Genomic DNA, 24,997 nt, shown 5'->3' on the forward strand with positions numbered 1-24,997 from the left:
AACAATGAGGGGTGAATCTTTAATTTATCACGAAGTTCAGGTGGGAGAAAGGAAAGGTTTGCTTGCTTAAGGGGGGGCTTCGGGAGATAATGTGGAGTGGATTTAGCGTTTGCATGGAAGCCTGAGCGAGACGCCCAGAGGGTGTTAGATGCTTGGTATGCAGAGGTGTTGGGGCGCAGTGGTTATTTACGTGCTTTAGAGGAACGTATGCGAGTGGAGACGGGCACGCGGTTATTTGACTGGCTGGACTGTTTATTGGTTCCCGATGGGGAGGTTGAGCGATTGGTGGAGGTAGGTTTTGAGCTTGATCGCTATGGCGGGTGGAGGCATCCGGGAGCGGTTTTTCCGAGAGTGGTGACTCGGGAGGTGTTGGGCTGTCGGAGTGAGTGGGGGGCTCAGTTAAAGGTGGATGCGTGTGTGGATTTTGCGGCAGTTCACGGGGTGCATGGGACGATTCAGGGGAAGCCGTGGGCACCAGTTAGACGCCTCGTTGTAACTGAGCAGCGGGATTTTTATCTTTCAGTGGTGGAGCGCCACGGAAGCAGGGCGATGGAGGTACTGGAGGTTGGGGATCAGTACAGTGTGCTCTATCAAGAAATGTTAGAGTATGTGAGCACTCGGCGGAGAAACTATGAGGATATGGACCAAGCGTTCGCCATGTTAGAGTACATGTTGAAGAGGCTTGTGGGGGGCTTGGGGCAGGCGGTGGCTGCGGATTGTTTTTTTAGAGCGGAGCGGAAGTATTGGATGGGGCGCAATCGGGTGGCGCGCATGCAGTACGAGCGCCAGGGAGGGCTGGGCTTAGGGTGGGCGAACCACGACCACCATACTTATCGTTCGAGCCGCAGGAGTTTTTCGAGCTTAGTGGGGGTGCTAGAGATGTTGGGCTTGCAATGTCGGGAGCGATTTTATGCGGGTGCGGGGGCTGGGTGGGGGGCGCAGGTCTTGGAGTCAGGGGAGGCGGGGATTGTGGTCTTTGCGGATGTTGATATGAGTGCTGAGGAGGTACGAGGTGATTTTTCTCATCAGGGATTAGGTGAGAAGGATGGGTTGGGGACGGTGGGGATGTGGTGTGCTCTGCATGGGGAGAGTTTGTTTCAGGCAGGGATGCACCATTTGGAGTGTCAATTTGACTTTGAGGCTTTAGCGAGAGGTTTGGAGGAGGCAGGTGTGAAGTTGATGCGGCCCTTCAGTGACTTACCGTATTTAAAGCAACAATTTACGCAAGGTGAGTGGTGGCGGGTGGAGCCAGAGCGCCTTCATGCTTTGTTAGGAAAGGGGCTGAGCGCTGCTGAAGCGAGGGAGTTTGAGAAGAATGGTGCACTGGGGTCGCATTTAGAGAATCTGGAGCGGCGCGACGGGTATAAGGGTTTCAACCAGGAGGGGATCAATCAGGTAATTGCAGAGACAGACCCAAGAATTCAATGAAGAACAAAAAAAAAAGAGGTAGCTCCAGAAGCTACCTCTTTTTTTTGTAGAATAATGTGTAGTGGTATTAGACGTCGAAGGAGGTCCAGGCTGCGTTGTTGGCGCTGGAGGCGACCACGGCTTCGATGAATGCCATGCCGCGAATTCCGTCGTCGATTTTTGGGTAATCGGTGGCGAAGGCATCGGGGGTTTCACCTGCTTCAACTGCGCGGATATGGTTAGCGAAGTTGAGGTAGAGGTTGGCGAATGCTTCGAGGTAGCCTTCTGGATGTGAGGCTGGGGTGCGGGTGGCAGCTTTTGCAGCGTCGCAGTTGTAGTCATTGCCGGTGCGGTAGAGTTGGGCAGGGGCATCTTTAGGTTTAAAGATGAGCGTGTTTGGCTCGTTTTGGTGCCACTCAAGTCCGCCATTGGCACCCCAGACTCTGATGGCGAGGTTATTTTCTTCACCGACTGCGATTTGTGATGCCATGAGGAGACCTTTGGCACCGCCTACGAAGCGCAAGAGGACGTTGCCATCGTCGTCAAGGCGTCTGCCCGGGACGAAGGCTGTGAGGTCAGCGGCGAGTTCGGAGATGTGGAGGCCAGTAATTTCTTCTGCGAGGTTTTCAGCGTGGGTGCCGATATCACCCATGCAGCCAGCGGCGCCTGATTTTTTAGGGTCGGTACGCCAAGCGGCTTGTTTTTGGCCTTCGGTATCGATGGCGTCGGCGAGCCAGCCTTGTGGGTATTCGACGGCGACTTTACGGATTTCACCGAGGTCCCCGTTTGCAACCATGTGGCGTGCTTGTTTGACCATCGGGTAACCAGTGTAGGTGTGAGTGAGGCCGAAGAGTTTACCTGATGACTCGACGATTTTTTTAAGTTCTTTCGCTTCTGCGAGGTCGAGGGTGACTGGTTTATCACAGAAGACGTGGAAGCCGGCTTCGAGGGCTGCTTTAGCAGCTGGGAAGTGGACGTGGTTTGGGGTGACAATTGCCACGAATTGCATGCGTTGATCCGCGGGGAGTGCTGCTTCTTTTTCCATCATTTCTTCGAAAGTGCCGTAGCAACGTTCGGGGGAGAGGTAGAGGTCTGCGCCGGAGTCTTTGGAGCGCTCTGGGTCGGAGGAGAAAGCACCACAGACGAGTTCAATTTGTTGGTCGATCGCAGCGGCGATACGGTGGACAGCACCGATGAAGGCGCCGCGGCCACCGCCGATCATGCCCATTCTTACTTTGTTGGTTGGTGTCATGGTAAATAGTTGCTTGGTTGCTTAGTCATTGAGTGATTTTCGAAGGCTTTGAATCATTTTGGCGATGATCGTATTTTCTTCGATGAGAGATTTGCCAGTTTCGGGTGTTATTAGGTTGAGTTTGAGGCAAATGTAGATTTGCGTTTTAAGTTCGTTGTTTGAGCCTAGCGCGATGCGGAGAAATTTAGAAAAATCTTTTGGAGTTACCCTGCCATGACCTTCCGCGATGTTAGAAGGGACTGAAATAGCGGCACGGGTCATTTGATTTTTGAGTTCAAAAGAGGCGAATTTTTCTACTTCTTTAACAATGGTGACGGCTTGTTGGCAGGCACGTTTCCAAACATCAAGGTCTTCAAAAGATTGGTAAGGCATGGGGGTGGTTGCTTTGTTACTTAGAGGTATAGTTGCTTAGTTATATGCGCAGGACGCAAAGTAACCAAGCAACTTAGTAACTGTGAAACTGAGCAACTTATCCCTGCGCGTCGTTATCGAATGCTCCGTCGAAGGCGAGGTTGGTATTGCGTGGGAAGTCGAGCTTGCGCACGTATTCGCAGGATTCGGTAGCACCGTGGAAGCGGTCCATGCGTCCATCTTCCCATTCTACGGAGAGTGGGCCAGCGTAGTGGATATCGTTGAGGGCGACGATGATATCTTCGAATTTTACGTCACCGCGGCCGACTGAGCGGAAGTCCCAATAGCGACGTGGGTCGAGGAAGTCTGTGTGGCCACCGAAGACGCCAACGGTGCCGTCACCATGGCCGAACCAGACGTCTTTCATGTGGCAATGGTTGATGCGGTCGGAGAAGGTGTAGATAAATTTGACGTAGTCGACACCTTGGTAGGCGAGGTGTGATGGGTCGTAGTTGAAGCCGAAGCGTGGGTGGTGGTTGAGAGCTTCGAGGGCGCGCTCGGCGGAGGCGATATCGAATGCGATTTCAGTGGGGTGGACTTCGAGAGCGAAGTAGACGTCTTGTTGTGCGAAGGCGTCCATAATGGGGGTGAAGCGGCTAGCGAAGTCATCGAAGCCTTTTTGGATATATTCTTGGGAAGTGGGTGGGAATGCGTAGAGTGCGCCCCAGATGGAGGAGCCAGTGAAGCCATTGACGACGACTTTTTCAGGAGCTCCACCGGGCTTGAGGTCGAAGAATTTGCGGGCCGCTTTGGCGGTGTCGATCATTTCCTGGGCCGCGCGTTGGCGGACACCTTCCGCGTCACCATCTCCCCAGACGTGTTGTGGGAGGATGGACTTGTGGCGTTCATCGATGAGGTCACAGATGGCTTGGCCGACAAGGTGAGCGGAGATGGCAAAGCAGGTGATACCGGCATTGTCTAACTGTGCCCATTTGGCTTCGCAGTAACCCTCTTCATTGAGAGCTTTTTGGACATCGAAGTGGTCGCCCCAGCAGGCGAGTTCTACGCCATCATAGCCCATTTCTTTGACTTTTGGGAAGAGCTCCTCTGATGGGAGGTCGGCCCACTGACCTGTGAATAAAGTAACCTTACGCATTGAATTTTCTGGTGATAATCTGAGCGAAAGGAATAGAGATCAGCGGGGGAGAAATCGAGTAAAATCCACGCCATTCCTTACTTTCTAAGGTGTTGGTAGAGCTGGTCTGTGAACTTTTCGCCAAGTGCTTGGTATATCACTTCAGTGGCGGGATCTGGCTCGATGGTGGCACCCTCTTTTGGCAGGCAGAACTGCTCGATGAGGGAGTCGATATCATAGCCATCGGCGTGTGCAGCGATGAGTGCGGCACCGAGTGAGGCCGAGGCGTGTGAGCTGAGTCGTTGGACTGGGCGTTGGAAAATGTTAGCGATTGTTTGGCAGACGCCATCGCTTTGTGAGATGCCGCCGGTGACGACGATGGTTTCAGGGAATTCTCCGTGCCAGAGGCTATGGAGGCGCATGTTAAGAAACTGGCCATCGATGAGTGCGGCTGGGTCTGAGGTGATTTGCTCGAGGGCGGCGGCAGGTGGGGTGATTTCAGTTTCGTAGAAGGGGAGGCTGACGGGGCTCTCGGCTGTGCGGGGGATGCGCAGGAGGGCGTCGAATTCGGCCCAGGTGATGTCCAGTTGATTTTTGAGAGCGACGCAGGCGAGGGCGCCATTTTTAAAGCACGAGAGGGACATGTATTCCCCGACGGGGTTGCCGAAGATATGTCCGTATCCCATGGGGTCTGGGAAGGGGGATTTGACGGCGGAGAAGAGGGTGTAGGAGGTGCCGAGCGAGATCACCCAGGTTCCGGGGTGGATGACGCCCATGCCGACGAGGCTTGCGGGGTTATCTCCGGTCCAATGGGTGCAGCGGGTGCGCTCGTTGAAACCATATTTTGAGGAAAAGTAGGGGGCGATGGTACCGGCGATTTGGGTGGTACGTTTGAGTTCTGGTAGGCGATCGAGCGTACCGGGCGCGGTGGCGTTGGCCATTTTTTTATCCCAGCGCCGTTTATTGATATGCATGAGGTTCATGCCAGCGCCGTCACCGTAGTCGATGGCGGCAGATTTACCGACGAGCAGGGAGCAAAGGAATGAGGAAACGAGGTGGACGTGCTTGGTTTCGTGCCAGCGCTCAGGGAATTGTTTGGCGTGTTTGCGAATTTGCGCGGCTGAGAAGCGTTCGATGGCGGCAGAGCCAGTGCGTTTTGTAATTTTACGTGAGCTGCCGATAGTTTGGGTAATTTCTTGGCAGTCTTGGGAAGTGGAGGCGTCTAACCAGATGGGGGAGACGGGGCGGGTAAAGCAATCGCCAAGTTGTTCGATGAGAGGGATGTTAGGAGAGAGGTTCTCAAGGGCTCGCTCGAAGTTGTCATTGAGGTAGACGGTGGCGTGTTGTTGGGCGGATCCGCAAATTGTTGCAATAGCACTTAGCGGAGCACCGTCTTGCTGCATCTTAGAGAGCAGGAGGTCTAGGGCTTCCACCCACATGAGTGGGTTTGAGAAAAACTCATCAGGCTCAGTGCCGCGCACAAAGCCGTGACTTGTTTGATAGTGAGGCAGTTCTGCCTCGAAGTTGACTGAGTGTTCGCAAAGAGTCTCTCCGTTTCTAACGTCTATTAGAATGGCGGAGAGACTCTGAGTAGAACAATCTAGGCCCAAATGCATAGTGGGGGTTTACACTATACCTAAGCTATGTGGGAAGGTTTATTCCCATGAGGATTCAAGCACGACAGGTTTGTAACCGCCGCGTGACTTGTAGAAGAGTGCAATAATGAGGTAGCAGACACCCAAGATTGCAGGGAAGAAAGCAGCAACCTTGAGAACTTTACGTTGGTTGTTGTCGAGGTCGACAACGAACTGTTTTTGTTCAGGAGTTTGCTCAGCCTCTGTTTCAGGGAACTTCATGTCTTCTTTGACTGCTGCCATGTCGACTTTTTCGTATTTCCACCCGAAGAAGTTTTGGTCTTCTTTACGTACTTCGTACACTTTAGGAGCGGTTTCTTTGACGAGGTTAGCATTGAAGTTATCACTGGTCGCACCGAGGAATGGTACACCGAAAATACCGAGGGTTAGGAGACCCATAGCGGAGACCGTGTTGAGGGTCATTGCGCCGCCTTTTGGGAACTGTTCAGCGGTGAAGCCGAGGATTGTAGGCCAGTAGAATGTTTGGCCGACCCCATAGAGGATGAATGCGATGAAGATGGTAACACCTGTAGCTCCAGAGAGAACGAAGAGTCCAACTGTTGAGAAAATAGCACTGACTACGAGGAGGATTGGTGGGGACATGTACTTAAGTGGCACACCAGCGAAGAAGCGGAGAACCATCATGATAAGTGAGGAGAAGACGATTGCCCAACCAGAGTTAAGGTTATACTCGGTAGAGAGAACTGGCTCCATGAGTTTTTTGATCCAAGCATCAGTAGCAAGCTCAGCAGTTGCCAGTGGGATCATGGTGAGACAGAGGATGAAGAAGAGAACTTTACCTGCTGATTTGAGAGCGAAGCCTGAAATGAGTCCGGCTAGGGAACCAACCGCTAAGCTGGTAATAATGCGATCATAGCCATCAGAGAGAGCACCAGCTTGGGTAGCGAACTCATAGAAGAGGAAGGTGACGGCGAGGAAGATACCGAGGCCGCCGAATTCACGGAGCATGTCTGTGTATGGGACATTTGCTTCAACGCGTTCGTCTTCAGGGTAGTTGTGGCACATGAGGAACATGACGCCGAATGCGAGTACTGGAGTGAGAACGAACCAGAACATCTCGCGCCATGCAAGTGATGGAGAGTCACCAGTTCCTAGAAGGATGAAAATCATAGCACCGAGAGCAACACCCGCTGGCCATGAAGCGTGGAGGATGTTGAGCATCTTGGATTTTTGGGTTTTGTACATGGTGGCACAGAGCGGGTTGATCACCGCTTCCACGATACCGTGAGCAAAGCCGAAAAGGAGGAATGAGTACTTAGCTGAAGCAAAATCACGTGTGAAGATAGTCCAGATACAGGAGGCAATGAAGCAAGCCGCTGAGATCATCATGGAGATTTTGTATCCGATTTTGTCGACGATAAGGCTGAAGAGGATCATGCCTACGGCGATTGGCCAGAGGGATTGGCCGAAGAGGCCACCTGCTTCGGCGCCACTGATATTGAATTCTTTTTCCCAGATACCGATACTCATAACGCGGATACCGAAACCGACGCCGGCGGCCATGAGTGCGAGGAAGCTCGCCCAGAAGATGATAGAGCGTTCCTTGTTTGTTAGTGTTTTGTCCATTTTTGTACTGTAGTGTGTTAGTATGAGCTCGATTGTTTGGGTGATTGGTGGGGGAATTCAATCGAGCGTATGAAGCTCATAGAGGGAAGTTAGACAGCTGTCTAGCACTGAGTTTCTTGATGTCGCGATTTATAATGGAATTTTTGGGAGAATCTTTCACGATGTGTTGGGAAGAGTGTGTCATGTGGAAATGAAAGGGGTCGACGAGGGTGGTAATTTGTGATAATTCGTCAAGGAAGTGATGAAAAATGCAGCATTATTTGACGGTGACGCCGTAGCTGAGTTCTTGGACTCATTAATTCCTGGGCAGATATCGCCGGTATTATTTCAGGCTATGCCGGACGTGATGTTTTGGTTAAAGAATGTGGATGGCGAGTTTATCTTTTTCAACGACGCGTTTCGCTGTGAGAAGCAGGTTGAAGAGGTGTTAGGTAAGACGGATGCTGATTTGATACCCAGTGAGTTAGCTCGGGTGTATATGGAGGATGACCGGCATGTGATGGAGACGGGTGAGCCGCAGTGGAACAAGGTGGAGTTGGTGGTGACGGCGAATGGTGGTGTTGAGTGGAGGGCGACGAGCAAGGTACCTTTGAAGAATAGGGAGAATGTTGTGGTGGGGACGGCTGGGATAAGTCGTCGGGTGGGGATGGACGAGGGATTGCCGGTGCCGAGCCAGCAGCGTGACATGGCGACGATAGTGGGGGCGATTTACAAGAATGTGGACAAGGAGATAAAGGTGATTGATGTAGCGGAAGCGGCGGGGGTTTCCGTTTCTAGTTTAGAGAGGTTATTCAAGGCGAACATGAACACGACGCCGAAGCAATTTATCATTCAGGCGAAAATATCGACAGCCTGTGAGAGGTTGATTGGTACGAATATGAGTGTGAAGGAAGTGGGAGCGAGTGTGGGGTATTCTGACCATGCGAATTTCACACGAGGATTTCGCAAGGTGATGCAGATGAGTCCAACGGATTACCGTCGAAACTACCGCAGAGGCAACTGATGGATTTACCGGTGTATGAGATCGAGCAAGCATTGCTCGATTCCTTAGGGGCGTATTCGCGTGTTTTATTGAAGGCGCCGACAGGGTCGGGGAAGTCAACGGCTGTGCCGCAGATGCTTTTAGATAGCGGTGCTGTGAGTGGGTTGATTGTGGTGGTGCAGCCGCGGAGGATTGCGGCACGGATGTTAGCGAGGCGGGTGGCCGCGATGCGCGGAAGCAAGCTTGGGGGAGAAGTGGGGTATGTGGTGCGGTTTGATCGCAAAATGGGGAGTGACACGCGCATTGTGTTTGTGACCGATGGAGTGTTAGAGGGATGGTTAGGCACTGAGGCTATGGATGGGGTGGGCGCGATATTGTTTGATGAATTTCACGAGAGGCGTTTGGCCAGTGATCTTTGTTTGGCGATGAGTCTGCAATTGCAGGAGAGCGGCTCAGGTGAATTAAAGGTGATGGTGATGTCTGCGACCATTGAGTTAGAAGGGATAGCTGAGTATTTGGGCGAGGGGTGTGTGAGTTTAGAGGCTAGGGGGCGGAGTTTTCCTGTGGAGGTGGGATACCAGGCTGGACTGGTGCAGGGCCGTGGCCAGGCGCGGGATGTGCGAGTGTGGGAGCGCTGTGTGGCAGCGGTGAAGGAGGCGGTTCAGAAGCAGAGTGAGGGGCATGTTTTGGTATTTCTCCCTGGGGTGTATGAGATCCGGAGGTGTTGTGAGAGTCTGGAGCAGGTGGCTTGGGCTAGGGGTTTTGAAGTGTGTCCATTGTATTCGGCCTTATCGTCGGAGTTGCAGGATCGAGCAGTGTATGGGGGAGATCAGGCGCGGCGGAGAATCATTGTGGCTACGAACGTTGCTGAGACATCATTGACTATCGATGGCGTGAGGGTGGTTGTGGATGCGGGTTTGGCTAGGGTTCAGAAGTACGATCCAGTGCGAGGGGTAGACACCTTGATGGTGGAGAAAATTTCACGAGCGGCTGCTGACCAACGAGCGGGGCGAGCGGGCAGGACGGGGCCGGGAATGTGTGTGCGTTTATGGAGTGAGGCTGATCACGGCAGGAGAGATGCCTATGAGTTAGCGGAGGTTCAAAGGGCTGATATGAGTGAGGCTGTGCTTGATTTGAAGCGAGGTGGTTATAGGGATGTCCGCGACTTTCCATGGTTTGAGCAGCCCAGCGCAGCGTTGCTCGATCATGCGGAATGCTTACTTGAGGAACTGGGGGCGTGTGAGAGTTCTGGGGAGATAACGGAGATGGGATATGCGATGGCTCAGATGCGGTTGCACCCACGGTATGCAAGGTTCTTGTTAGCGGCGAATGAAGAAGGCTGTGTGGCGGAGGCGCTTTTCATTGCAGCGAGTGTGCAAGGGGAAGGGGTGTTCGGGCAGCGCAGTGAAGCGAGGAAATCATTTTGTTATGAGGATGATGGATCTGACTTTGTGGGGGAATGGAGGGCCTATTGTTCTGCTGAAGCAGTGGGGTTTGATGTGAGACGGTGCCAGAATTTGGGAGTGCTAGCACGTGGGGCTAGGGAAGTTGCCCAGAGTATGCGGCAATTGGCTCAAGTGTGTGAGCGGGGGGGGATCAAGGTGGGGAAGGTGGACTTTGAGGGTAATGCGGGGGCTGTGAGGCGGGCGATGTTGGCCGCCTTCAGTGATCAAGTTGGAATACGACTGGGTAAGGGGAACTTGGCTTGCCGACTGGTTGGTCAGCGTTCCGGGAAGTTAGATGAGGCGAGCGTGGTGAGGGAGGCTGAGGCATTTATCGTGACAGAGCTCACTGAGGTTGGGGGGAAAGATGTGCAGGTGTATTTGAACCGTTGTGTAGCGCTGACCTTGGATGAGTTAAAGTCGGCATTTCCCGATGCTTATGTGGAGTGTGCGATGGCGGTGTATGATGAGACGATTAGAAGAGTGGTGCAGCGTGTGGAGTGGCGGTTCCGCGACTTGGTATTGCATCGCAAAGATGGGGGGACGCCGGATGGGGCGGCTGCTGCACAATTGTTAGCGGAGCGCGTGGCTAGTGGCGACCTGAAGCTCAAGAAGTGGGATGTGGCTGTCGAGCAATGGATTGCACGTTTGCTGTGTTTACGGGAGTGGATGCCGGAGTTAGAGCTTCCGGGCTTTGACGAGGAGGATAGGGCGATTGCTTTTGAGCAAATTTGTGAGGGGGCGCTAGGTTATAAAGAGATTAAGGACCGGGAGGTCATGCCGGCATTGGAGTCATGGCTTTCAGCGGGGCAGCGTGCGGCACTGGATCACTATGCTCCTGTGCGCATGAAGTTATCTAATGGGCGTGAGGTGAAGTTGAAATATGCCTATGGGAAGGCGCCGACGATTGCGTTGCAGGTGCAGCGGCTTTTTGGGGTTAAGGAGACTCCGACCATTGCTAATGGGGAGGTGGCTGTATTGGTGCAGGTATGTGCACCGAACCAACGACCGTGGCAAATGACACAGGATCTTGCGAGTTTTTGGGAGTCGGGATTTGCGCAGATGAAGAAGGATCTGGCTGGTCGCTACCCGAAGCACCAATGGGACTTACCAGAAGCTTGAATGCGTGTAGGCGCTTTACTTTTTCCGGTACTTACGTTGTTTGCGGGGCACCTGAGTTTGTTGGCGTTTTTGGTATTCTTTTTCCGCGATAAGGAATTTGGGGTAGAGTTCTTTTTCGATCCAATCGAAGCCGGCTTGGAGGCCGTCTTGGGCGTAGATTCTGCCGATTTGAGCTTCGACGGATGTGGGGTTGCCGGCGCAGCGCAAGAAGTCGTTTGAGGTAAAGCGCACGAACATTTCACCATCCATGGCGCCAAATTCTTTAAGGATCCACTCGCGGACGTAGAGTGCGAGGACGGCATCGCCGGTCCAGGCTTCGGCGCGTTCTTTAGCAATAGTGGGATCTTGTTTCTTAGGTGCGGCCATGGTGAGGTTGCAGTTAATTGTTTGAGTTCTGGCGCAGGGCGCTTTCGGATTCGCCATCCCAGTAGCCGCTTTCTAGCTCGATGTAAACACTGGTGTATGGAAGGGCAGTTTGGGTTTTGATAATGAGGACGCGGTTACCGCTGGTGGAGCCTTTCATAAGGGACTCGAGCATGCGTGAAGTGAGCATCTGGCTGGGGCGATCGTCGAGGGATTTTTTCAGAGCATTGCGGTAGGCATTCATGCCTGGAGCTTGGCTTTCTTGGACCAGAAAGGCTTCTTTTGGGAGGTAGATACGTGGGGCGACGTGGCCTTGGGATTCTATGGACTGAAGGACGTGGTTGAGGGTGGCTGGTACGTGGGTGGGTGAGTGGAGGAGGTGAGCCTCTGGTCTACCGGGGGCGGGGTAGGCGGATTCTGCGATCACGATCCAGTTATAGGCTCCGAGTGTGGCAATTTCTGAGTCGACCGTTTCTTGCCAGGTGCCTGGCTGTTGTGTTTTTGGCGGGACGCATGCCACGAGAAGGGGAAGCAGGAGTAGCGGAAGTTTGGAGTACAAGAAGCGAAAGCTGCAGCGAAGGGGGGAAGGCATTTCAGGAACGGTGTGGTAGGTCCTAGCGCGGGGGGAGCGAGCTAGTGTGGTGTCAGCGACGTCCTCCACATCATTGTATGCTTTTAGAGAGGTGTAATGGTTCCTGTTAGCCGCTTCTTTCATGAGGTTCGGGTTAGTGTCTGATCCATAGTGTTTTTCGTCAGTCCTGAATGTCTACTCAGGATTTCCTCTAGCCTTCTACCATCTCTCGACTCGGAATAGACGAATGGAGTGTGGTTGAGTCTTGTGAAGTTTGCGCTTCGCGATTTTAGAGTAAATCGGATTATCTTACAGAATGTCACCGTTGTCATTCAGTTGTCCCGCGCGTGCGGGGCTCCTTCACTCCGCTTTACTTGTCTGCTGAAGTAAAAAAGCCGCAGGGGACCTGAGGCTTTTTGTGAGTGGTTGGTTGGGTAAAGTGGTGGCTTAGCGCACGACAACTGGGGTGCCGACGGCGACTTTCGAGTAGACGGTGTCGACGGCTTTGTAGTAGGTGCGGATGCAGCCATGAGAGGCTGGGTAGCGGGGTACTTTGCCTTTGTGCATTCCGATACCATCCCAGCTGATACGCATCCAGTAGGACATGAGGGCGCCTTCGAAGCGGCCGCCTTCGGGGACTGGATCCTTACTTATATCAGCGTTGCTATTTACGACCTTGCCTTCGGCGTCGTAGATTTTTCCGTAGAGGTTGGAGCGTTTGTTGGCTTTCGTCTTTCTCAGGACTTGGTATTTGCCGGCTGGGGTTGGGAAACTTTTATTACCAGTTGAGACGGGGTAATCCATGGCGACTTCACCGTTATTGAGGAGGAAGGCACGTTGGAGTTTACGGTCGACGATGACTTTGGCATTGGAGCCATTGGTCTTAGCGAGGAGTGCTTCGTTGCGGTAGATTCCGTAGGTTTTAGGGTAGTTCTTACTGGCGGTGAAGTGGGCGTAGGTACCCGCTTTATAGGGGTTCACGTGGACAGCATCGATAGCCTTTGTTTGATTAGGGTTGGGCTGAGGTGCACGTCCGGGTTCACAGCTGGTGAGGAAAATGGGGACAAGAGCGAGCCCGAGGGCTGGGTGGAGGTGAGGTTTGGTTTTCATTCCTGAATGAGTAATGTGGAGAGAGTTGATTTTAGGAAGTGGTGGGGAAAATATCAAGTGTGTTTGAAATGAGGGACTTAGGCTGGAGTGTCGTGATGGCGGGAGATTCTGAGTCGTTCGCCATGGAGGAGGGCCTTGAAGTAGGTGTAATCTTCTTCGTGGGTTCCGGAGACGATACGGAATGAGTACTTGGGCCAATGCTCCATTTCTTCCAAAGAATTTTTCATGCGGGTTGCGATGACTTCTTGGCTGTCAGTGCCTCGGCCGGAGAGGCGCTTGAGGAGTTCTTCTTCGCTAGGGGGCATGATGAAGATGTCGACAAGTGAGTTTTTGATAATGGGGTGGTTAGACGCTCTGACTTGGGCGGCACCTTGGACATCGATATCGAGGACGACATCGGTGCCTTGTTCGAGTTTGTTAATGACCTCGGAGACGAGCGTGCCGTAGAAGTTTCCGTGGACTTCAGCGTATTCTAGGAAGTCTCCGTTGGCGATTTTGTCTTTAAATGCGTCGACGCTGAGAAAGAAGTAGTCGAGTCCGTCGGTTTCGCCTGGCCGTGGCGGGCGGGTGGTGCAGGAGATGGCATAGCTTGCTTCTCCTTCATCTGAGAGCCTGCGGCAGAGTGTGGTTTTGCCTGACCCTGAGGGGCCTGATACGAGATAGAGGATGCCAGTGCGGGCGGACATGCGGTTAGATCATAGGAGGATGGCACAATCTGCAAGTGCATTTTTCCATTCAGCTTATAGCCAATCTCACATCAAAAGAGGCAAATGGTGAATATTGGGGGGTTGATGCATGGCGTTGCGCGGAATAAGTGTTGGATCGGGTTCTTTGCTTATCCATCAGTGTTCCTCACCAGTCGCGATGCATATACCGCCTAGAGTGGGCTGCGCTTGGTGAGAGTGGCTCTGACATCGCCGATGAAGACTTTAGAGCGCAGTTCTACGGGGATGCGTTGGGTGTCATCGGTGATCCACATAGTTGCGTATTTGAGTTTTTTGTAGGTGAGTAATTTGCCGGTGGATTTATCGATTTTTCTGAGTTTGATATCGAGCTTAATGCAGTTGTAGCCGAGATGTTTTTCTCGTCCGAGGACGGTGACGGTAACGAGGTAGGGGCTGGCAAATGGGTGGCAGCAAAGTTGGACAGTAGCTCCGTTAGGTAGGGGTTGCTTTCTGATTGCGAGCATTGCGGTGATAGGGTCATGGACTGCCTTGGCTGCAAAGCGATGTGACTCGGTGAGGGATTTCTTAGTTTTTTTGATGGTGGTAATGGAATGGTGGTGGATGCCTGGTGACTTGTAGCTATTTTTTGTTTCGATGTCTTCTTTGTTATCTTTTTCGGTGGCTACGAAGACGAGTGGTCTATGGTCGCTCAGTTTGGCGAATGAGGTAAAGGTGAAGGTGTATGGGAAGGCAGCGTATGCGATACCAGTCGATCGTCCGTAGGCGTGGGAGAGGAAGACTTTGGGGTAGCGAGGGTCTTTTTTTCCGAATTCAATGGTGAGTTTTCCGGAATTGATAGTCCCTTTCCAGCTCATGGTGTATTCGAGTTTTTCTGGTTTGAATGGGCTATGGGTACCACTTTGGTAGCTGATGATTTGATTTTTCCAAGAAGCTTGGAGTGTGGTTGCGAGGAGGAGAAAAATGAGGGATTTCATGGGTGGAAGAATCGAATGTTTAAAAAAAATGTTTTAAATGGCTTAAAATCGGTTGCGAAGGAGTGGAACTGTACTATTTTCGCGCATCGAGGGGTGGCTGCAAGCAAAACTAACACAGGACATCAGGCAAATTGCTAACAAATGAAGTGTTTGATGTTAAGCGTTTGTTTAGGAGCTTGCCAAAATGTCACCGAACGTTAATCTTCAGGAAAATTATGAGCACAAGAGATCAGATTCTAACATCGGCATGGAAACTATTCAGCGAACGCGGCTTCGAGGATGTTTCTGTGAGGGATGTGACCAACGAGGCCGGAGTTAATTTGGCATCAGTGAGTTACCACTTTGGTAGCAAGGATGGACTGATTCAGGAGGTGGTAAAGAAGGTATTGAATCCAGCAAACCAGCACCGTGTGGATCTATTAGAGAAGGTGGTGACAGAGGCTGGTGGGATTGAGGGAGTGACGTTGAGGCAGATTTTGGAGAGTTACATTCGTCCGGTCATGTTTCCTGAGGAGCACGGCAGTAACTTGGACATATTGGCAAGGTTAGCGGCGCGTTATTTGATTGAGCGTGATTATGACGTACCGAACTCGGTATTAGCGTTATTTGGAGAGGTATTTCAGAAGTACGTATTGATCATTGCGACGAAGGCGAAGCATTTGACACACGAAGAGATTTTGCAGCGTCTGTTGTTCTGTATTGGTGCGGCCTTGCACTATCAATCATTCTCGGCATTGGCGAACAAGATAGCGGGCAAGGAGCCTATTCCTGACCGCGAGAAGGATTTCCGCGAGCTTGTGCAGTTTGTATTATCTGGTTTCAGCAGCTAGTGTGGAGCGAGTGAAGTAGCACAAGAATTTCTATTAGAAAAGGCGCCCCTCAGAGAATGAGAGGCGCCTTTTTGGTGTCAGGGGAGTGGGGGCGACACCATGATTGGGTTCGCCAGAAAGGGTGTTAGACGTCGATCGTTTTTGGGAGGGATTTTGAATGAGAGCGCAGTTGGAGTGAGAGGACAATGAGGACGGCACCGACAACGGTTGCGAAGAGGGCGATGAGCCAGAGCAGGGCTTTCGCTCCATCATCTGGATGGGAGACGAGCCAGGCGCCGAAGAGGAGAGAGACAAGAGCGGAGAGGAGGAGGAGACCCATTTTGCCCCCATGAGATTTGAGAGAGAGTGCGCCGATGAGTTCGACGACTCCTTTGAAGATGGCCATCCAACCGAGGACTTGCATGAAAAAGCTGGCGACATAGCTGGCATTGGAAATGCAGAAGATTCCAGCGATGACGCCGACGAGGCCCGTAATAATCAACCACCAGCGTGGAGCTAGGCTTCCACCAGTGAAGGTGGCAGCAATAGAGAAAACTCCATCTAAGAGGATGTAGATAGCCCAGTAGATGATGAGGAACTGGATGGTCATTTCTGGCATTGAGAATGCTATGATCCCGAAGAGAAGTGCGGCGAGCCCTCGGAGCATGAGGAGCCACCAGGCTTTGGAGAGTAGGTCAACGATAGGTGATTGGGATGCCATGGTGTGAAAAAATGTTAGGTTCTTAGCATGCTCTAGTTATTCGCTGTGGGTCAAGTCGCGTTTTGTGACTGGTGTGAAATGGTTGTGTAGCTGGGGTGTGATGGGGCTTGTCAAAGGTGGGGAACTTGATTAGTCGGAGTGATTATGACTCAAGCACAAGTAGGGATTTTGGTAGGGGGATTATTGCCAGCGTTATTTTTTGGGTTGGCGGGGCTTTGTCAGAAATGGAGTAACCAGCATGGCATCAGTACTGGTGTTTATTTGGTTAGCATTGGTGTTGGAGTGGTTATGGTGGGGGCGGTGATGTGTTTGTTCAATGGGGAGCAGAAGTACAGCATGGCAGGTATTTTTCCGGCTATTGGGATGGGTTTATTATGGGGGCTGGGCGTGGTGCTAGTGGCGGTGGCCATCCAGCATTACAAGGCACCTTTATCCACATTGGCACCACTCTATAATATGAACACTTTGGTGACAGTGGTTGGGGCATTGTGGCTCTTTTCAGAGTGGAAGGATGCGAATTTGTTGCGGCTTGGGCTTGGGTCAATCTTGATCATTGCAGGTGGGATCTTCGTCTCATCATAGGCTTTGTGGCCAAATCACGTTGTTCACAGGGCTAGGTGAGGAAGGGGAGGAAAGCTTTTACATTCTCTTTACACCGTGGGGGGGATGATGCGATAGCTTTGTAGGTACTATGATACCTACGATATTAGTCGCAGAGGATGATGATGCTGTTCGGCAGGGCGTGGTCGACGCGTTGTCGTTGTCAGGATATGAGGTGATTCCGGCGAAGGATGGGCGCGAGGCGATGCAGTGTGCACTGGAGCGGCAGTACCAGCTATTATTGTTAGACCTGGTGATGCCTCATCACAGTGGCTTTGAAGTGTTAGAAGCTTTGAAAAAGCAACGTGCTGGGCAGGCTGTGATTATTTTATCGGCGCGTGGGGAGGAAGCGGACAGGGTGAAAGGGCTGACGATGGGGGCAGACGATTATGTGGTGAAGCCCTTTAGTTTGAGGGAATTGCTGGCGCGTGTGGATGCGGTTTTAAGGCGCACAGCTGAGCGAGGGGTGTGTGGTGAACGCTATGAATATGCGGATGGGTATGTGGATTTTGACCGTCGTGAGGTTTGTTTGCATGGAGAGTCTGGTGGGCAGGAGTTATCAGAACGTGAGTGTTCGTTGATGGCATACTTGGTGAGTAATCGTGGTAGGGCTATCTCGCGCGAGGAGATTTTACGACAGGTATGGGGGTTAGATCCGAAGGGGGTGACGACGCGGACGATTGATATGCACGTGGCGCATTTACGAGGGAAGTTAGGCAGCAGTGGAGTGGTGCAAACGGTTCGAGGACAAGGATATAGAGTGGACTAGCTTGTGAAGGGGAACAAAATCATTTGGTGTGTGGCTGCGGCTTGTTGTCTGATTGTGATCAGTGCGATGGGAGTGCTTACTCATCGTTTCTTTTTACAGAGCAACCGTGATGTGAAACAGGGGGCTGAGGCTTACCAACAAGAACGCGTTCGGTTGGCGATGTGGCGGCTGGACACTTTAGCGACATCGATCGTCGGTGCTGAGGACGCGAGGCCTGCGGAAGATTTGTACACTCAGGACTTCAGGGAGTTAGTGGCCTTACAAGATTTGGGTAAGAATCCAGTGGCTCCGGTCTACGAGCAGAATCCAAGCTATGCGAATTTGTATTGGTCTATCAACTTGACGGATGAGGGGGAGGAGGCGAGTTCCCCACAAGTTTATGATGAAAAGTATCTAGCAGATAACAAAGTTGACCCGAGTGGTAATCAGGTATTTGCTGGCAATTTGAAAGCATTCAACAGGTTGTTAGGACAGCCTGTAGGTGAGAGTGAGGGAAAGAAGGTGGTGGACACAAACTTTGATTTAACTTGTCGGTCGTGTCACGATTTACCTTATGTGGCTGTGGAGGCTGAGAAGCTAGCAGGCGTGCCGCCGATGGATGCGAAGAATGATTTTTCGTTAGAATCCTTGAATGCTGAAGCACCGACGAAGCAGAAGAACAGCAAGATCGTTTTGTACAAGAATGAGCCTGAGGTTCAACAGAAGATTTCGAAGGCGGAGAGAGGGAAGCGACAGAAGGCTGTTGAGAGGCTGAGCGATTCATACATTACGGCTAATGTGTGGTCTCAGTCCGAGCAACAGATGGAGCCGGCGCGTGCGATTCCTGTGCCGGAGATGAGTTCATTTGCTCCGATCTGGTTAGATGGTGAGTTGGTTTTGGTGAGAAGAGTGCAGGTGATAGGGGTGGAGAAGATTCAGGGGGTTTGGTTAAAGAAGAATGAGGTTGTGGAGCAATTGTTAGATGAGATCATTGATTTATTTCCATCGGCGCGTTTAGAGCCTTATTTTGAGGGGGACAAGGTATCTGAGAGTGAGAATGCGATGTTGAGGTTACCTTTTGTGTTAATACCGGGTGAGAGGGCATTGAGTTCGGTACGGGTGACGGTATCGGATTTATTTGTGGGGCCGATAGGTTTTGCGTGGCTGGGGACATTATTGGCTTTGGCAGCAGGTTTTTTCATGTTGCGGGCGGTGTTAAAGATGAGTGAGCGGAGGGCGTCATTTGTATCGTCGGTGACGCATGAGTTGCGGACGCCACTGACGACATTTCGGTTGTATAGTGACATGTTGAGTTCTGGCTTAGTGAAGGATGAGCCGAGCAAGCAGAAGTATTTGGAGACACTGAGGGTGGAGTCTGAGAGGCTGACTCATTTGGTTGAGAATGTTTTGGCGTATTCGAGGATTGAGAGGGGGAGTGCACGGGCCAAGTTAGAGGAGGTAGGTCTTGGGTGTTTTATTGAGAGAGTGAGAGGGAGGCTTGAGGAGCGAGCGGCAGAGGCTGGGCTTCAGTTGGTGGTTGGTGAGGTGGCAGAGGGGGTATTGATGGAGATTGATGCGACTGCGGTGGAGCAGATTTTATTTAATTTAGTAGATAATGCAGCGAAGTACGCCACTGGTGATGGGTGTGGGAGCCGGATTGATTTGAATGTGGAGCTTGGGAAGCGTTCTTTATCTTTTGTGGTGTGTGATGAAGGGCCTGGGGTGGCGCGTTGGGAGAGACGCAAGCTCTTTAGGCCATTTCACAAATCGGCGGAGCAGGCAGCCAGCAGCAAACCTGGAGTGGGCTTAGGTCTGGCATTGTGTCGGAGGTTAGCCAAGGAAATGGGAGGGAATTTAGGATGTCGCAATGCCGAGCGAGGAGCGTGTTTTGTGCTAAAATTGCCACTTCATCAGAAGCGTCGAAGCGCGTGAAGTGAGAGAAGCTTTTGAATTTAGATGGTTTATGAAGAGGGGGAAGAGCTGTGGTGTGGAGGGAGTGGGGAGTGGAATATTGGTGGGGTCGATGAGGTGAAAGAAAAAGCAACAAATCTGTGAAAAAAGAGCTTGCGCGAGAGACGATTTTCAACATACTCCGCCCGCAGCCGCAAGGCAGCAAAAATGGCAAGGCCGGATTAGCTCAGCTGGTAGAGCAGTTGATTTGTAATCATCAGGTCGTCGGTTCGAGTCCGACATCCGGCTCCATTTTTACCATACAATAAATTACTTGAGGTCAATTCTCAGAGTTTATTCGAAAAAGATGAATAAAGCCGCTTTAGCTCAGTTGGTAGAGCAGTTGATTTGTAATCATCAGGTCGTCAGTTCGAATCTGACAAGCGGCTCCATTCAATCCCTGCATTTCAGATGAGATCAGGGATTTCTTGTTTCTAGGGGGGAGTTGATTTTTCACTTAAGTAGGTGGAATCGGGTAGAGTTTTTATGTGGGATGTATTAGATTGGGACATGGTCAAGATCACAACTCGGGGGAATGACAGGGTGGATATTTTAATAGATGGCAAGATTGATGCGGATGAAATGCGCAGAGTGGTAGACGACATTGAAGCTGAGTTGGTTCATGTGGAGGATGCCAAGGTCTTGTATGAGTTTGTTAATTTTGAGTTTCCGACATTGGGGGCGATGGCTGTGAAGTTGGCTGAATTACCCAAGATGCTGCGGATTTTGAAGAAGTTCAGCAGGGTGGCTTTGTTGGTGGACCGCGAATGGATGCGCATGGCGGCTGAGTTTGAGGGGGATTTGATACCGGGACTTGAGATCAAAGGTTTTGAGCTTGGAGCGACTGAGGAGGCCGAAGCGTGGCTGGAGCGTGCTGAGTAGAATGAAGGTGAGTTGTCGGCATTGTGGTTTTCCTTTGGAGAACCAATCGCATTGTCCCAAGTGCCAGTCATCACGTGAGCAGATGGGGCACAATGCGGTGTATGAAGTGGATGTGGCTCATTCGGGGGAGAGCTGGGAGATGGCGCAGTCGATGATTATGGATGCCCTGGATCAGGCAATTTACGGTCACTTTCGAGGGCTGCGTGTGATTCACGGTTATGGTTCGCAGACGGGGCAGGCAGTGATAGCACCTAGGGCCATTTCATTGATGCGGCATTTGGCGGAGACCCATGATGGCCGCTTTGCGAGGGACCGCAAGAACCAGGGAGTGAGTTTGATATGGCTGAATAAATCGGCCAGCAAGGAGAGAGAGGAAAAGCCTTACTTCAGTGCTGAGTCACAGAGTGCTGGGAAGCAAGGCAATTGGTTTGACGCAGCAGTCGAGCGAGGTAAGCGCTCGTGAGAGCTTATAGCATCTCTCGATTCGGAATAAACGCATGGAGTGTGGCTGAGTCTTGTGAAGTTTGCGCTGCGCGATTTTAGAGAGAACGGATTATCATCCATACTATCATCGCTGTCATAATGCTGTCCCGCGCTTGCGGGACGCCTTCACTCAGTCTTGATATTCTGCAAGCTCACACCGACCATTCTACCATTCCGTATCGGTGGAATGGTATTCGTTAGCGTTTTCTTCTTAGCAGGAGAAGTGAGGCAGCAAGGAAAGTGAGGTGGGTGCTAGGTTCAGGGATTTGAACGATTTGGATGCCGGCGATAGGTGAGCGTCCATCACCTCGGTTATTGTCATTATTGAGGGTAAAGCTGGAGCTTGCGAGTCCGTTGATGCGGAAGTAGTGGCCTTCGACTGATGGGCTGGCTTCTACTGGGGTTTGGCCAGCTGAGAGGTTGGCGCCTCGGAGGTAGGAAAAGTTGATATCACCATTGCCGTCGTTCAGGGTGTATTGGTTGAGCAGGTCGCCTGGGTCTGAGTCACCTATGCCATAGACATAAACATCGTATTGGGCATAAGGAATATTGTTGAGAGTGACGACTGCAATCGCAGCACCGTTAGAGTCATCGAGGTATCCTTTAAGGAGGCTGATGTTTCCGTCACTTGTATTGGCGCCACCTTGTGCCCATGTGCCATTAGCAGAGTATGTGACAGTGGCTGTTGTGCCTGCGCCTGAATCATCGACGAGAGCGACATCGGTACCACTGGGAGTGCCTTGGGGGGCCATTTGGTTCCAATTGGTGACAGCGACAGCACCGGCTGACACATTGCTAGCGAAGACTTCGTCGTTGTTTCGGTTGAAGTTGATACTAATAACGGCGGCATGGAGTTGAGCCCCGATTGCAAAGGCAGATAAGAAAATTGGGGATTTCATATAGCCTGATATGCTAAAGAGGGTTGAGGGTGTAGTGCAAGTCGTAAATGGTGTGATCTAATTTGGTCATGGGGAGCTGGGTGGGGTGCGGTGGTCGCCAAAATATTTCTCACTACGATAACGGAGCCAGACGCGCAGGACTTGTGGGACCTGTTCTTTTTGTTCGCGAGTGAGGGTCAGGTAGAGGTCGAGTGCACGGTCGCGCTCACGTCGGCAGGCTTTGTTATTGTGGGCGTCCCAATGGCTGCGCGCAAGACGGATCCTACGGTTGACTTCCTTGATGAGGGCTTTGCCTAGAAGGGGCTTATTCTTATTTTTCTTGGCAGGCACGTCTTGATTGTGCTGCAGAATGCGGGTGACGGCAATGATGCATTTATTGGTTATGGAAGCGGCTGAGGGGAGGATTGTATTTGCCTTGAGTGGGGGCATGGAATTAGTTTTTGCCATGCACTTCGTACCTGAATCTATTCAGATCCGCCTAGAGGACGGGACGGACGTTTTGTTGAGAGAAGCGGGGGAGAAGGATAGAGAGAGGGCATTGGATGCATTTGATCGGATGGGTCCAGAAGATGTGAGGATGCGTTTCTGGAGGGATTTGATAGAGCTCGATGAAGATATGTTAGATCGTTTAGTGAGGGCGGATCAGATCAATCATTTGGCGTGGTGTGCGCTTAACCCTGACAGGTTAGATGATGACCCTGGGTATGCGGCGGCCTCGGTGTGGAGGATGGAAGATGGCAGTGGGGAGATTTCGATCACTGTGTTACCCGACTATCAAGGGAGGGGGATTGGGTTGGTACTCTTTGCCTTGATGTGGGTGTTGGCTGAAGTGCTAGGGATGTCTGGCTTGAAAGCCAACGTTCTCAGAACTAATGTGAGGGCGGTGAGTTGGTTCAGTGGCTTGGGTGGAGAGATGGTGGGTCACAGCCAGTATCTCGAGTTTCAATTCAATCTATCAACTAAGGTTAGAAATGATAAGTTAGCGTATTGGTTGGCGGTATTTCGGGAGGAATTTGTAGGGTGCAGCTAAGATTGGGGGAGGGTTATTTTTTCTCTTTGGGGTTTAGGTTCCAGACTGGGTGTGGGCTATGTTCTTTTTTCATGATTGTAGCCATCTCAGCGACGATTTCTGGGTGTTGGCTAGCGATGTTCTTGGATTCGGCTAGGTCATTGGAGAGGTTATAGAGTTCGATGGGGGCATTCCAGCCACCTTTACGGTAGGCTTTCCAATGGCCTTTACGCACGGATTGTTGTTTCCCATTTTCATAGAACTCGAAGTAGAGGTAGGGGCGGGAGTTTTGTTTTTCGGGGGTGCCGGCGAGTGTTGGGAGGATGGAGATGCCGTCCATATCGGTTGTTTTAGGCAGCTTTCCGGCATCGGCGATTGTAGGGATAAGATCCCACTGGGTAGTTGGCAGTGGGGAGTTGGAGGCTGGAGGAGTTTTTCCTTTCCAGTAGGCGATCATGGGGACGCGGATTCCGCCTTCATAGAGCGAGCGTTTACTTTTTTTGAAGGGGCCATTTCCGTCGAAGGTTTTGGTGCGTTTGTAGTAGCTGTCTTCATCTCCATTATCGGAGGTCCAGATGATAATGGTGTTCTCGGCAAGGCCTAGGTTTTCGACGGCAGCGCGAATGCGTCCGACGTTTCTGTCATGGGCTGTGAGGAGGGCGCAATAGACTTTTTCATGTTGTGTGAGTTTATGGTTATCGGCATAGGGGCCGAGTGAAGGAACGCGCATGCCACCAGGGGGGCCTCCGTGAGGAACGGTGCTAGCGAGGTAGATGAAGAAGGGTTTATCGCTTTTTTGGGAGATAAACTCGATGGCTTTGTTGGTGTAGAGGTCTTCGATGAAGGTTCCTTTACCTTCGCCTACGACTCCAGAGCCTCCTTTGAGAAGGGAGGTTCCTTTGAGAATGGCTTCGGTGTTTTTGGGGAGGGGGATTTTGGAGCCATTTTCCCAGATATAGTTTGCATAAAAATCGCGGCAGTCGATATGGCCGAGGAAGCCGAGCCAGTAGTCCCAGCCGCAGGCGGTGATTTCCTCTGGAGTCATAGTGCCACCAGCGGAGACCTTACCGAAAGCTGCGGTACGGTAGCCTGCAGCTCGAGCGACTTCTCCTAGCACTGGGTGCTTTGGTGGCCACATGCCTTCTGGTGCTGATTTTCGGTTTGCGCGCCAGATCGCGTTACCGGGGTGGCGGCCAGTGATGAGGGAACAGCGTGACGGACCGCAGACGGCATTGCCAGCGTATGCGTCTGTGAAGGTGAGGCCATCTTGTTTGAGTTGGTCGAGGTTGGGTGTTTTGATAATGGATTGGCTTGCAGGATCCATTTGGAAGCTGGGCACTTTGCCGATCCCCCAATCGTCTGTATTGATATAGATAATATTAGGCGCTGCCTGTGTTAGGCTTGCGGTTATGAGCAGGAGGATGGGGTGCAGGAGTGATTTCATATCAAAGGAATGTCGTGAACAGAGATTTGTATTACAGTTAAAACTACTAGGGTGGGAGTGGCTAGCGTTTGCGTCGCAGGACAAGAGGAAGGCCAGCTAGTGCGATGAGGGTGGTGGCTGTGGGTTCGGGGACAGCGGTCACGGAGCCATTGAGTAGGACAATGGGGTCAGAGACGAGGCCAGTGGCGTCAGGGAAATCGGTGATTGAGGTTTTATCATTGCGGAAGTGGATGCTGTAGGATGAGGCACCTGGGCTGTCGGTGGGATCCCAGTAGGTATAGAGTCTCCATTCCACTTGGGTTTGTTGGGTGATGGCGAGGTTTGAGAATGTTTGGATGCCAAGGGAAGCATCGCCAATTGCAGTTTTAGTGGTGTCGAGTGTGGAAGCAAAGCCGTCGGCGCTAGAGCGCAGTTCCATAATGAGGGTGGGGTTGCCATTGTTAAGGTTCACTGTAGCGAGTTGGAGGCTATCGACTGAGAATTGGTAGCCAGCGTGGGCTGTGGTGGTCCATGAGAGGTAGGCGTTTGCGTTATTAGCGCTCGTGAAAGATGAGATGCTACTACTCAGCTCCGTGTATTTCATAGCGGAGGTTGCGCCGGGTCCACCTGAGCTTGTTTTTGCTGTGATGCCAGCTCCGGTTGTGATGTTGGTGCTGGTTAGTCCTAGAGCGTGGTAGTTGCTGGTCCATGTTTCGGAGCCGTGGACGGATGCGTCATTATCCCAAGCTTGGATGACAGCAGCGCTTGCAAGGCTAGAGTGTAGGAGAGTCGTTGCGAGGAGAAGTGTATGGAGTTTCATATGTTTTTTCAGTCGTTTGGGGGGAGAAGTGTGGACG

25 protein-coding genes and 2 tRNA genes are annotated in these 24,997 nt (G+C 51.8%); 12 read left to right on the forward strand and 15 right to left on the reverse strand.

The window, feature by feature from the left end:
* Positions 1-96: 96 nt before the first annotated feature.
* Positions 97-1,428 carry a hypothetical protein gene (locus tag ACFSW8_RS01085; protein WP_377091148.1) on the forward strand — a complete coding sequence of 444 codons (1,332 nt, stop codon included), beginning with the start codon at positions 97-99 and terminating at the stop codon, positions 1,426-1,428.
* Between the two features lie 67 nt (positions 1,429-1,495).
* Here ACFSW8_RS01085 and ACFSW8_RS01090 read toward each other — a convergent pair whose 3' ends face one another.
* The 5 genes from ACFSW8_RS01090 to ACFSW8_RS01110 all read right to left on the reverse strand — a co-directional run bounded on the left by ACFSW8_RS01090 (position 1,496) and on the right by ACFSW8_RS01110 (position 7,366).
* Positions 1,496-2,659: a Gfo/Idh/MocA family protein gene (locus tag ACFSW8_RS01090; protein WP_377091147.1), complete on the reverse strand. Its 1,164-nt coding sequence runs from the start codon at positions 2,657-2,659 to the stop codon at positions 1,496-1,498.
* 21 nt (positions 2,660-2,680) lie between these two features.
* Positions 2,681-3,031: a four helix bundle protein gene (locus ACFSW8_RS01095; protein ID WP_377091146.1), complete on the reverse strand. Its 351-nt coding sequence runs from the start codon at positions 3,029-3,031 to the stop codon at positions 2,681-2,683.
* A gap of 97 nt (positions 3,032-3,128) precedes the next feature.
* Complete coding sequence (locus ACFSW8_RS01100; protein WP_377091145.1) at positions 3,129-4,166, reverse strand: sugar phosphate isomerase/epimerase family protein; 1,038 nt, start codon at positions 4,164-4,166, stop codon at positions 3,129-3,131.
* Positions 4,167-4,243: 77 nt separating this feature from the next.
* Positions 4,244-5,761, reverse strand: coding sequence for a xylulokinase (locus ACFSW8_RS01105; protein WP_377091143.1), 1,518 nt, complete (start codon positions 5,759-5,761; stop codon positions 4,244-4,246).
* A 39-nt stretch (positions 5,762-5,800) separates the two neighbouring features.
* On the reverse strand, positions 5,801-7,366 hold the full coding sequence (locus ACFSW8_RS01110; protein WP_377091142.1) for an MFS transporter: 1,566 nt from the start codon (positions 7,364-7,366) through the stop codon (positions 5,801-5,803).
* A 241-nt stretch (positions 7,367-7,607) separates the two neighbouring features.
* On the opposite strand from ACFSW8_RS01110, the gene ACFSW8_RS01115 reads away from it, so the two are divergent.
* Positions 7,608-8,369 (forward strand): AraC family transcriptional regulator, encoded by a 762-nt coding sequence (locus ACFSW8_RS01115; RefSeq protein ID WP_377091607.1) that lies wholly within the window; start codon positions 7,608-7,610, stop codon positions 8,367-8,369.
* On the forward strand, positions 8,369-10,912 hold the full coding sequence (hrpB, locus tag ACFSW8_RS01120; RefSeq protein ID WP_377091141.1) for an ATP-dependent helicase HrpB: 2,544 nt from the start codon (positions 8,369-8,371) through the stop codon (positions 10,910-10,912). Before ACFSW8_RS01115 ends, hrpB begins: the two co-directional genes overlap by 1 nt.
* Positions 10,913-10,927: 15 nt before the next feature.
* On the opposite strand, the gene ACFSW8_RS01125 is transcribed toward hrpB, so the two are convergent.
* The 5 genes from ACFSW8_RS01125 to ACFSW8_RS01145 all read right to left on the reverse strand — a co-directional run bounded on the left by ACFSW8_RS01125 (position 10,928) and on the right by ACFSW8_RS01145 (position 14,616).
* On the reverse strand, positions 10,928-11,278 hold the full coding sequence (locus tag ACFSW8_RS01125; protein ID WP_377177228.1) for a hypothetical protein: 351 nt from the start codon (positions 11,276-11,278) through the stop codon (positions 10,928-10,930).
* A 13-nt stretch (positions 11,279-11,291) separates the two neighbouring features.
* Complete coding sequence (locus ACFSW8_RS01130) at positions 11,292-11,990, reverse strand: hypothetical protein (protein WP_377091139.1); 699 nt, start codon at positions 11,988-11,990, stop codon at positions 11,292-11,294.
* Between the two features lie 303 nt (positions 11,991-12,293).
* The gene (locus ACFSW8_RS01135; RefSeq protein WP_377177230.1) at positions 12,294-12,956 is read right to left on the reverse strand and encodes a L,D-transpeptidase; all 663 of its coding nucleotides are present in this window, start codon (positions 12,954-12,956) and stop codon (positions 12,294-12,296) included.
* 77 nt (positions 12,957-13,033) lie between these two features.
* Positions 13,034-13,642: a guanylate kinase gene (gmk, locus tag ACFSW8_RS01140; RefSeq protein ID WP_377091136.1), complete on the reverse strand. Its 609-nt coding sequence runs from the start codon at positions 13,640-13,642 to the stop codon at positions 13,034-13,036.
* A gap of 191 nt (positions 13,643-13,833) precedes the next feature.
* On the reverse strand, positions 13,834-14,616 hold the full coding sequence (locus tag ACFSW8_RS01145) for a DUF3108 domain-containing protein (RefSeq protein WP_377091135.1): 783 nt from the start codon (positions 14,614-14,616) through the stop codon (positions 13,834-13,836).
* Positions 14,617-14,831: 215 nt separating this feature from the next.
* Between ACFSW8_RS01145 and ACFSW8_RS01150 the strand changes: the two genes are divergently transcribed.
* Positions 14,832-15,446: a TetR/AcrR family transcriptional regulator gene (locus tag ACFSW8_RS01150; RefSeq protein WP_377091134.1), complete on the forward strand. Its 615-nt coding sequence runs from the start codon at positions 14,832-14,834 to the stop codon at positions 15,444-15,446.
* Between the two features lie 124 nt (positions 15,447-15,570).
* Here ACFSW8_RS01150 and ACFSW8_RS01155 read toward each other — a convergent pair whose 3' ends face one another.
* Complete coding sequence (locus ACFSW8_RS01155; protein WP_377091133.1) at positions 15,571-16,146, reverse strand: HdeD family acid-resistance protein; 576 nt, start codon at positions 16,144-16,146, stop codon at positions 15,571-15,573.
* Between the two features lie 144 nt (positions 16,147-16,290).
* Between ACFSW8_RS01155 and ACFSW8_RS01160 the strand changes: the two genes are divergently transcribed.
* The 7 genes from ACFSW8_RS01160 (at position 16,291) to ACFSW8_RS01190 (ending at position 20,789) form a co-directional block, all read left to right on the forward strand.
* A complete protein-coding gene (locus ACFSW8_RS01160; RefSeq protein WP_377091132.1) occupies positions 16,291-16,728 on the forward strand; it encodes a hypothetical protein in 438 nt (145 codons plus the stop codon).
* A 109-nt stretch (positions 16,729-16,837) separates the two neighbouring features.
* The gene (locus tag ACFSW8_RS01165) at positions 16,838-17,515 is read left to right on the forward strand and encodes a response regulator transcription factor (protein ID WP_377091131.1); all 678 of its coding nucleotides are present in this window, start codon (positions 16,838-16,840) and stop codon (positions 17,513-17,515) included.
* 3 nt (positions 17,516-17,518) lie between these two features.
* The gene (locus tag ACFSW8_RS01170) at positions 17,519-19,426 is read left to right on the forward strand and encodes a sensor histidine kinase (protein ID WP_377091130.1); all 1,908 of its coding nucleotides are present in this window, start codon (positions 17,519-17,521) and stop codon (positions 19,424-19,426) included.
* 194 nt (positions 19,427-19,620) lie between these two features.
* A tRNA-Thr gene (locus ACFSW8_RS01175) sits at positions 19,621-19,696 on the forward strand.
* A 64-nt stretch (positions 19,697-19,760) separates the two neighbouring features.
* Positions 19,761-19,836, forward strand: a tRNA-Thr gene (locus ACFSW8_RS01180).
* A gap of 118 nt (positions 19,837-19,954) precedes the next feature.
* Entirely contained in the window at positions 19,955-20,326 is a 372-nt protein-coding gene (locus tag ACFSW8_RS01185) for a SpoIIAA family protein (protein ID WP_377177232.1), read from the forward strand.
* On the forward strand, positions 20,274-20,789 hold the full coding sequence (locus ACFSW8_RS01190) for a hypothetical protein (RefSeq protein ID WP_377091128.1): 516 nt from the start codon (positions 20,274-20,276) through the stop codon (positions 20,787-20,789). Before ACFSW8_RS01185 ends, ACFSW8_RS01190 begins: the two co-directional genes overlap by 53 nt.
* 217 nt (positions 20,790-21,006) lie before the next feature.
* Here ACFSW8_RS01190 and ACFSW8_RS01195 read toward each other — a convergent pair whose 3' ends face one another.
* Together ACFSW8_RS01195 and ACFSW8_RS01200 are read right to left on the reverse strand one after the other, a co-directional pair.
* Entirely contained in the window at positions 21,007-21,708 is a 702-nt protein-coding gene (locus tag ACFSW8_RS01195; RefSeq protein WP_377091127.1) for a hypothetical protein, read from the reverse strand.
* A gap of 66 nt (positions 21,709-21,774) precedes the next feature.
* On the reverse strand, positions 21,775-22,038 hold the full coding sequence (locus tag ACFSW8_RS01200) for a Precorrin-3B methylase (protein ID WP_377091604.1): 264 nt from the start codon (positions 22,036-22,038) through the stop codon (positions 21,775-21,777).
* 97 nt (positions 22,039-22,135) lie between these two features.
* Here ACFSW8_RS01200 and ACFSW8_RS01205 point away from each other — a divergent pair, with 97 nt between their 5' ends.
* The gene (locus ACFSW8_RS01205) at positions 22,136-22,738 is read left to right on the forward strand and encodes a GNAT family N-acetyltransferase (RefSeq protein ID WP_377091126.1); all 603 of its coding nucleotides are present in this window, start codon (positions 22,136-22,138) and stop codon (positions 22,736-22,738) included.
* 13 nt (positions 22,739-22,751) lie between these two features.
* Here ACFSW8_RS01205 and ACFSW8_RS01210 read toward each other — a convergent pair whose 3' ends face one another.
* Both ACFSW8_RS01210 and ACFSW8_RS01215 read right to left on the reverse strand, forming a co-directional pair.
* On the reverse strand, positions 22,752-24,161 hold the full coding sequence (locus ACFSW8_RS01210; protein WP_377091125.1) for an arylsulfatase: 1,410 nt from the start codon (positions 24,159-24,161) through the stop codon (positions 22,752-22,754).
* 61 nt (positions 24,162-24,222) lie between these two features.
* Entirely contained in the window at positions 24,223-24,960 is a 738-nt protein-coding gene (locus ACFSW8_RS01215) for a hypothetical protein (protein ID WP_377091124.1), read from the reverse strand.
* Positions 24,961-24,997: the final 37 nt, after the last annotated feature.

Origin of the sequence: Rubritalea tangerina (assembly GCF_042683245.1) — a bacterium.
GTDB lineage: Bacteria > Verrucomicrobiota > Verrucomicrobiia > Verrucomicrobiales > Akkermansiaceae > Rubritalea > Rubritalea tangerina.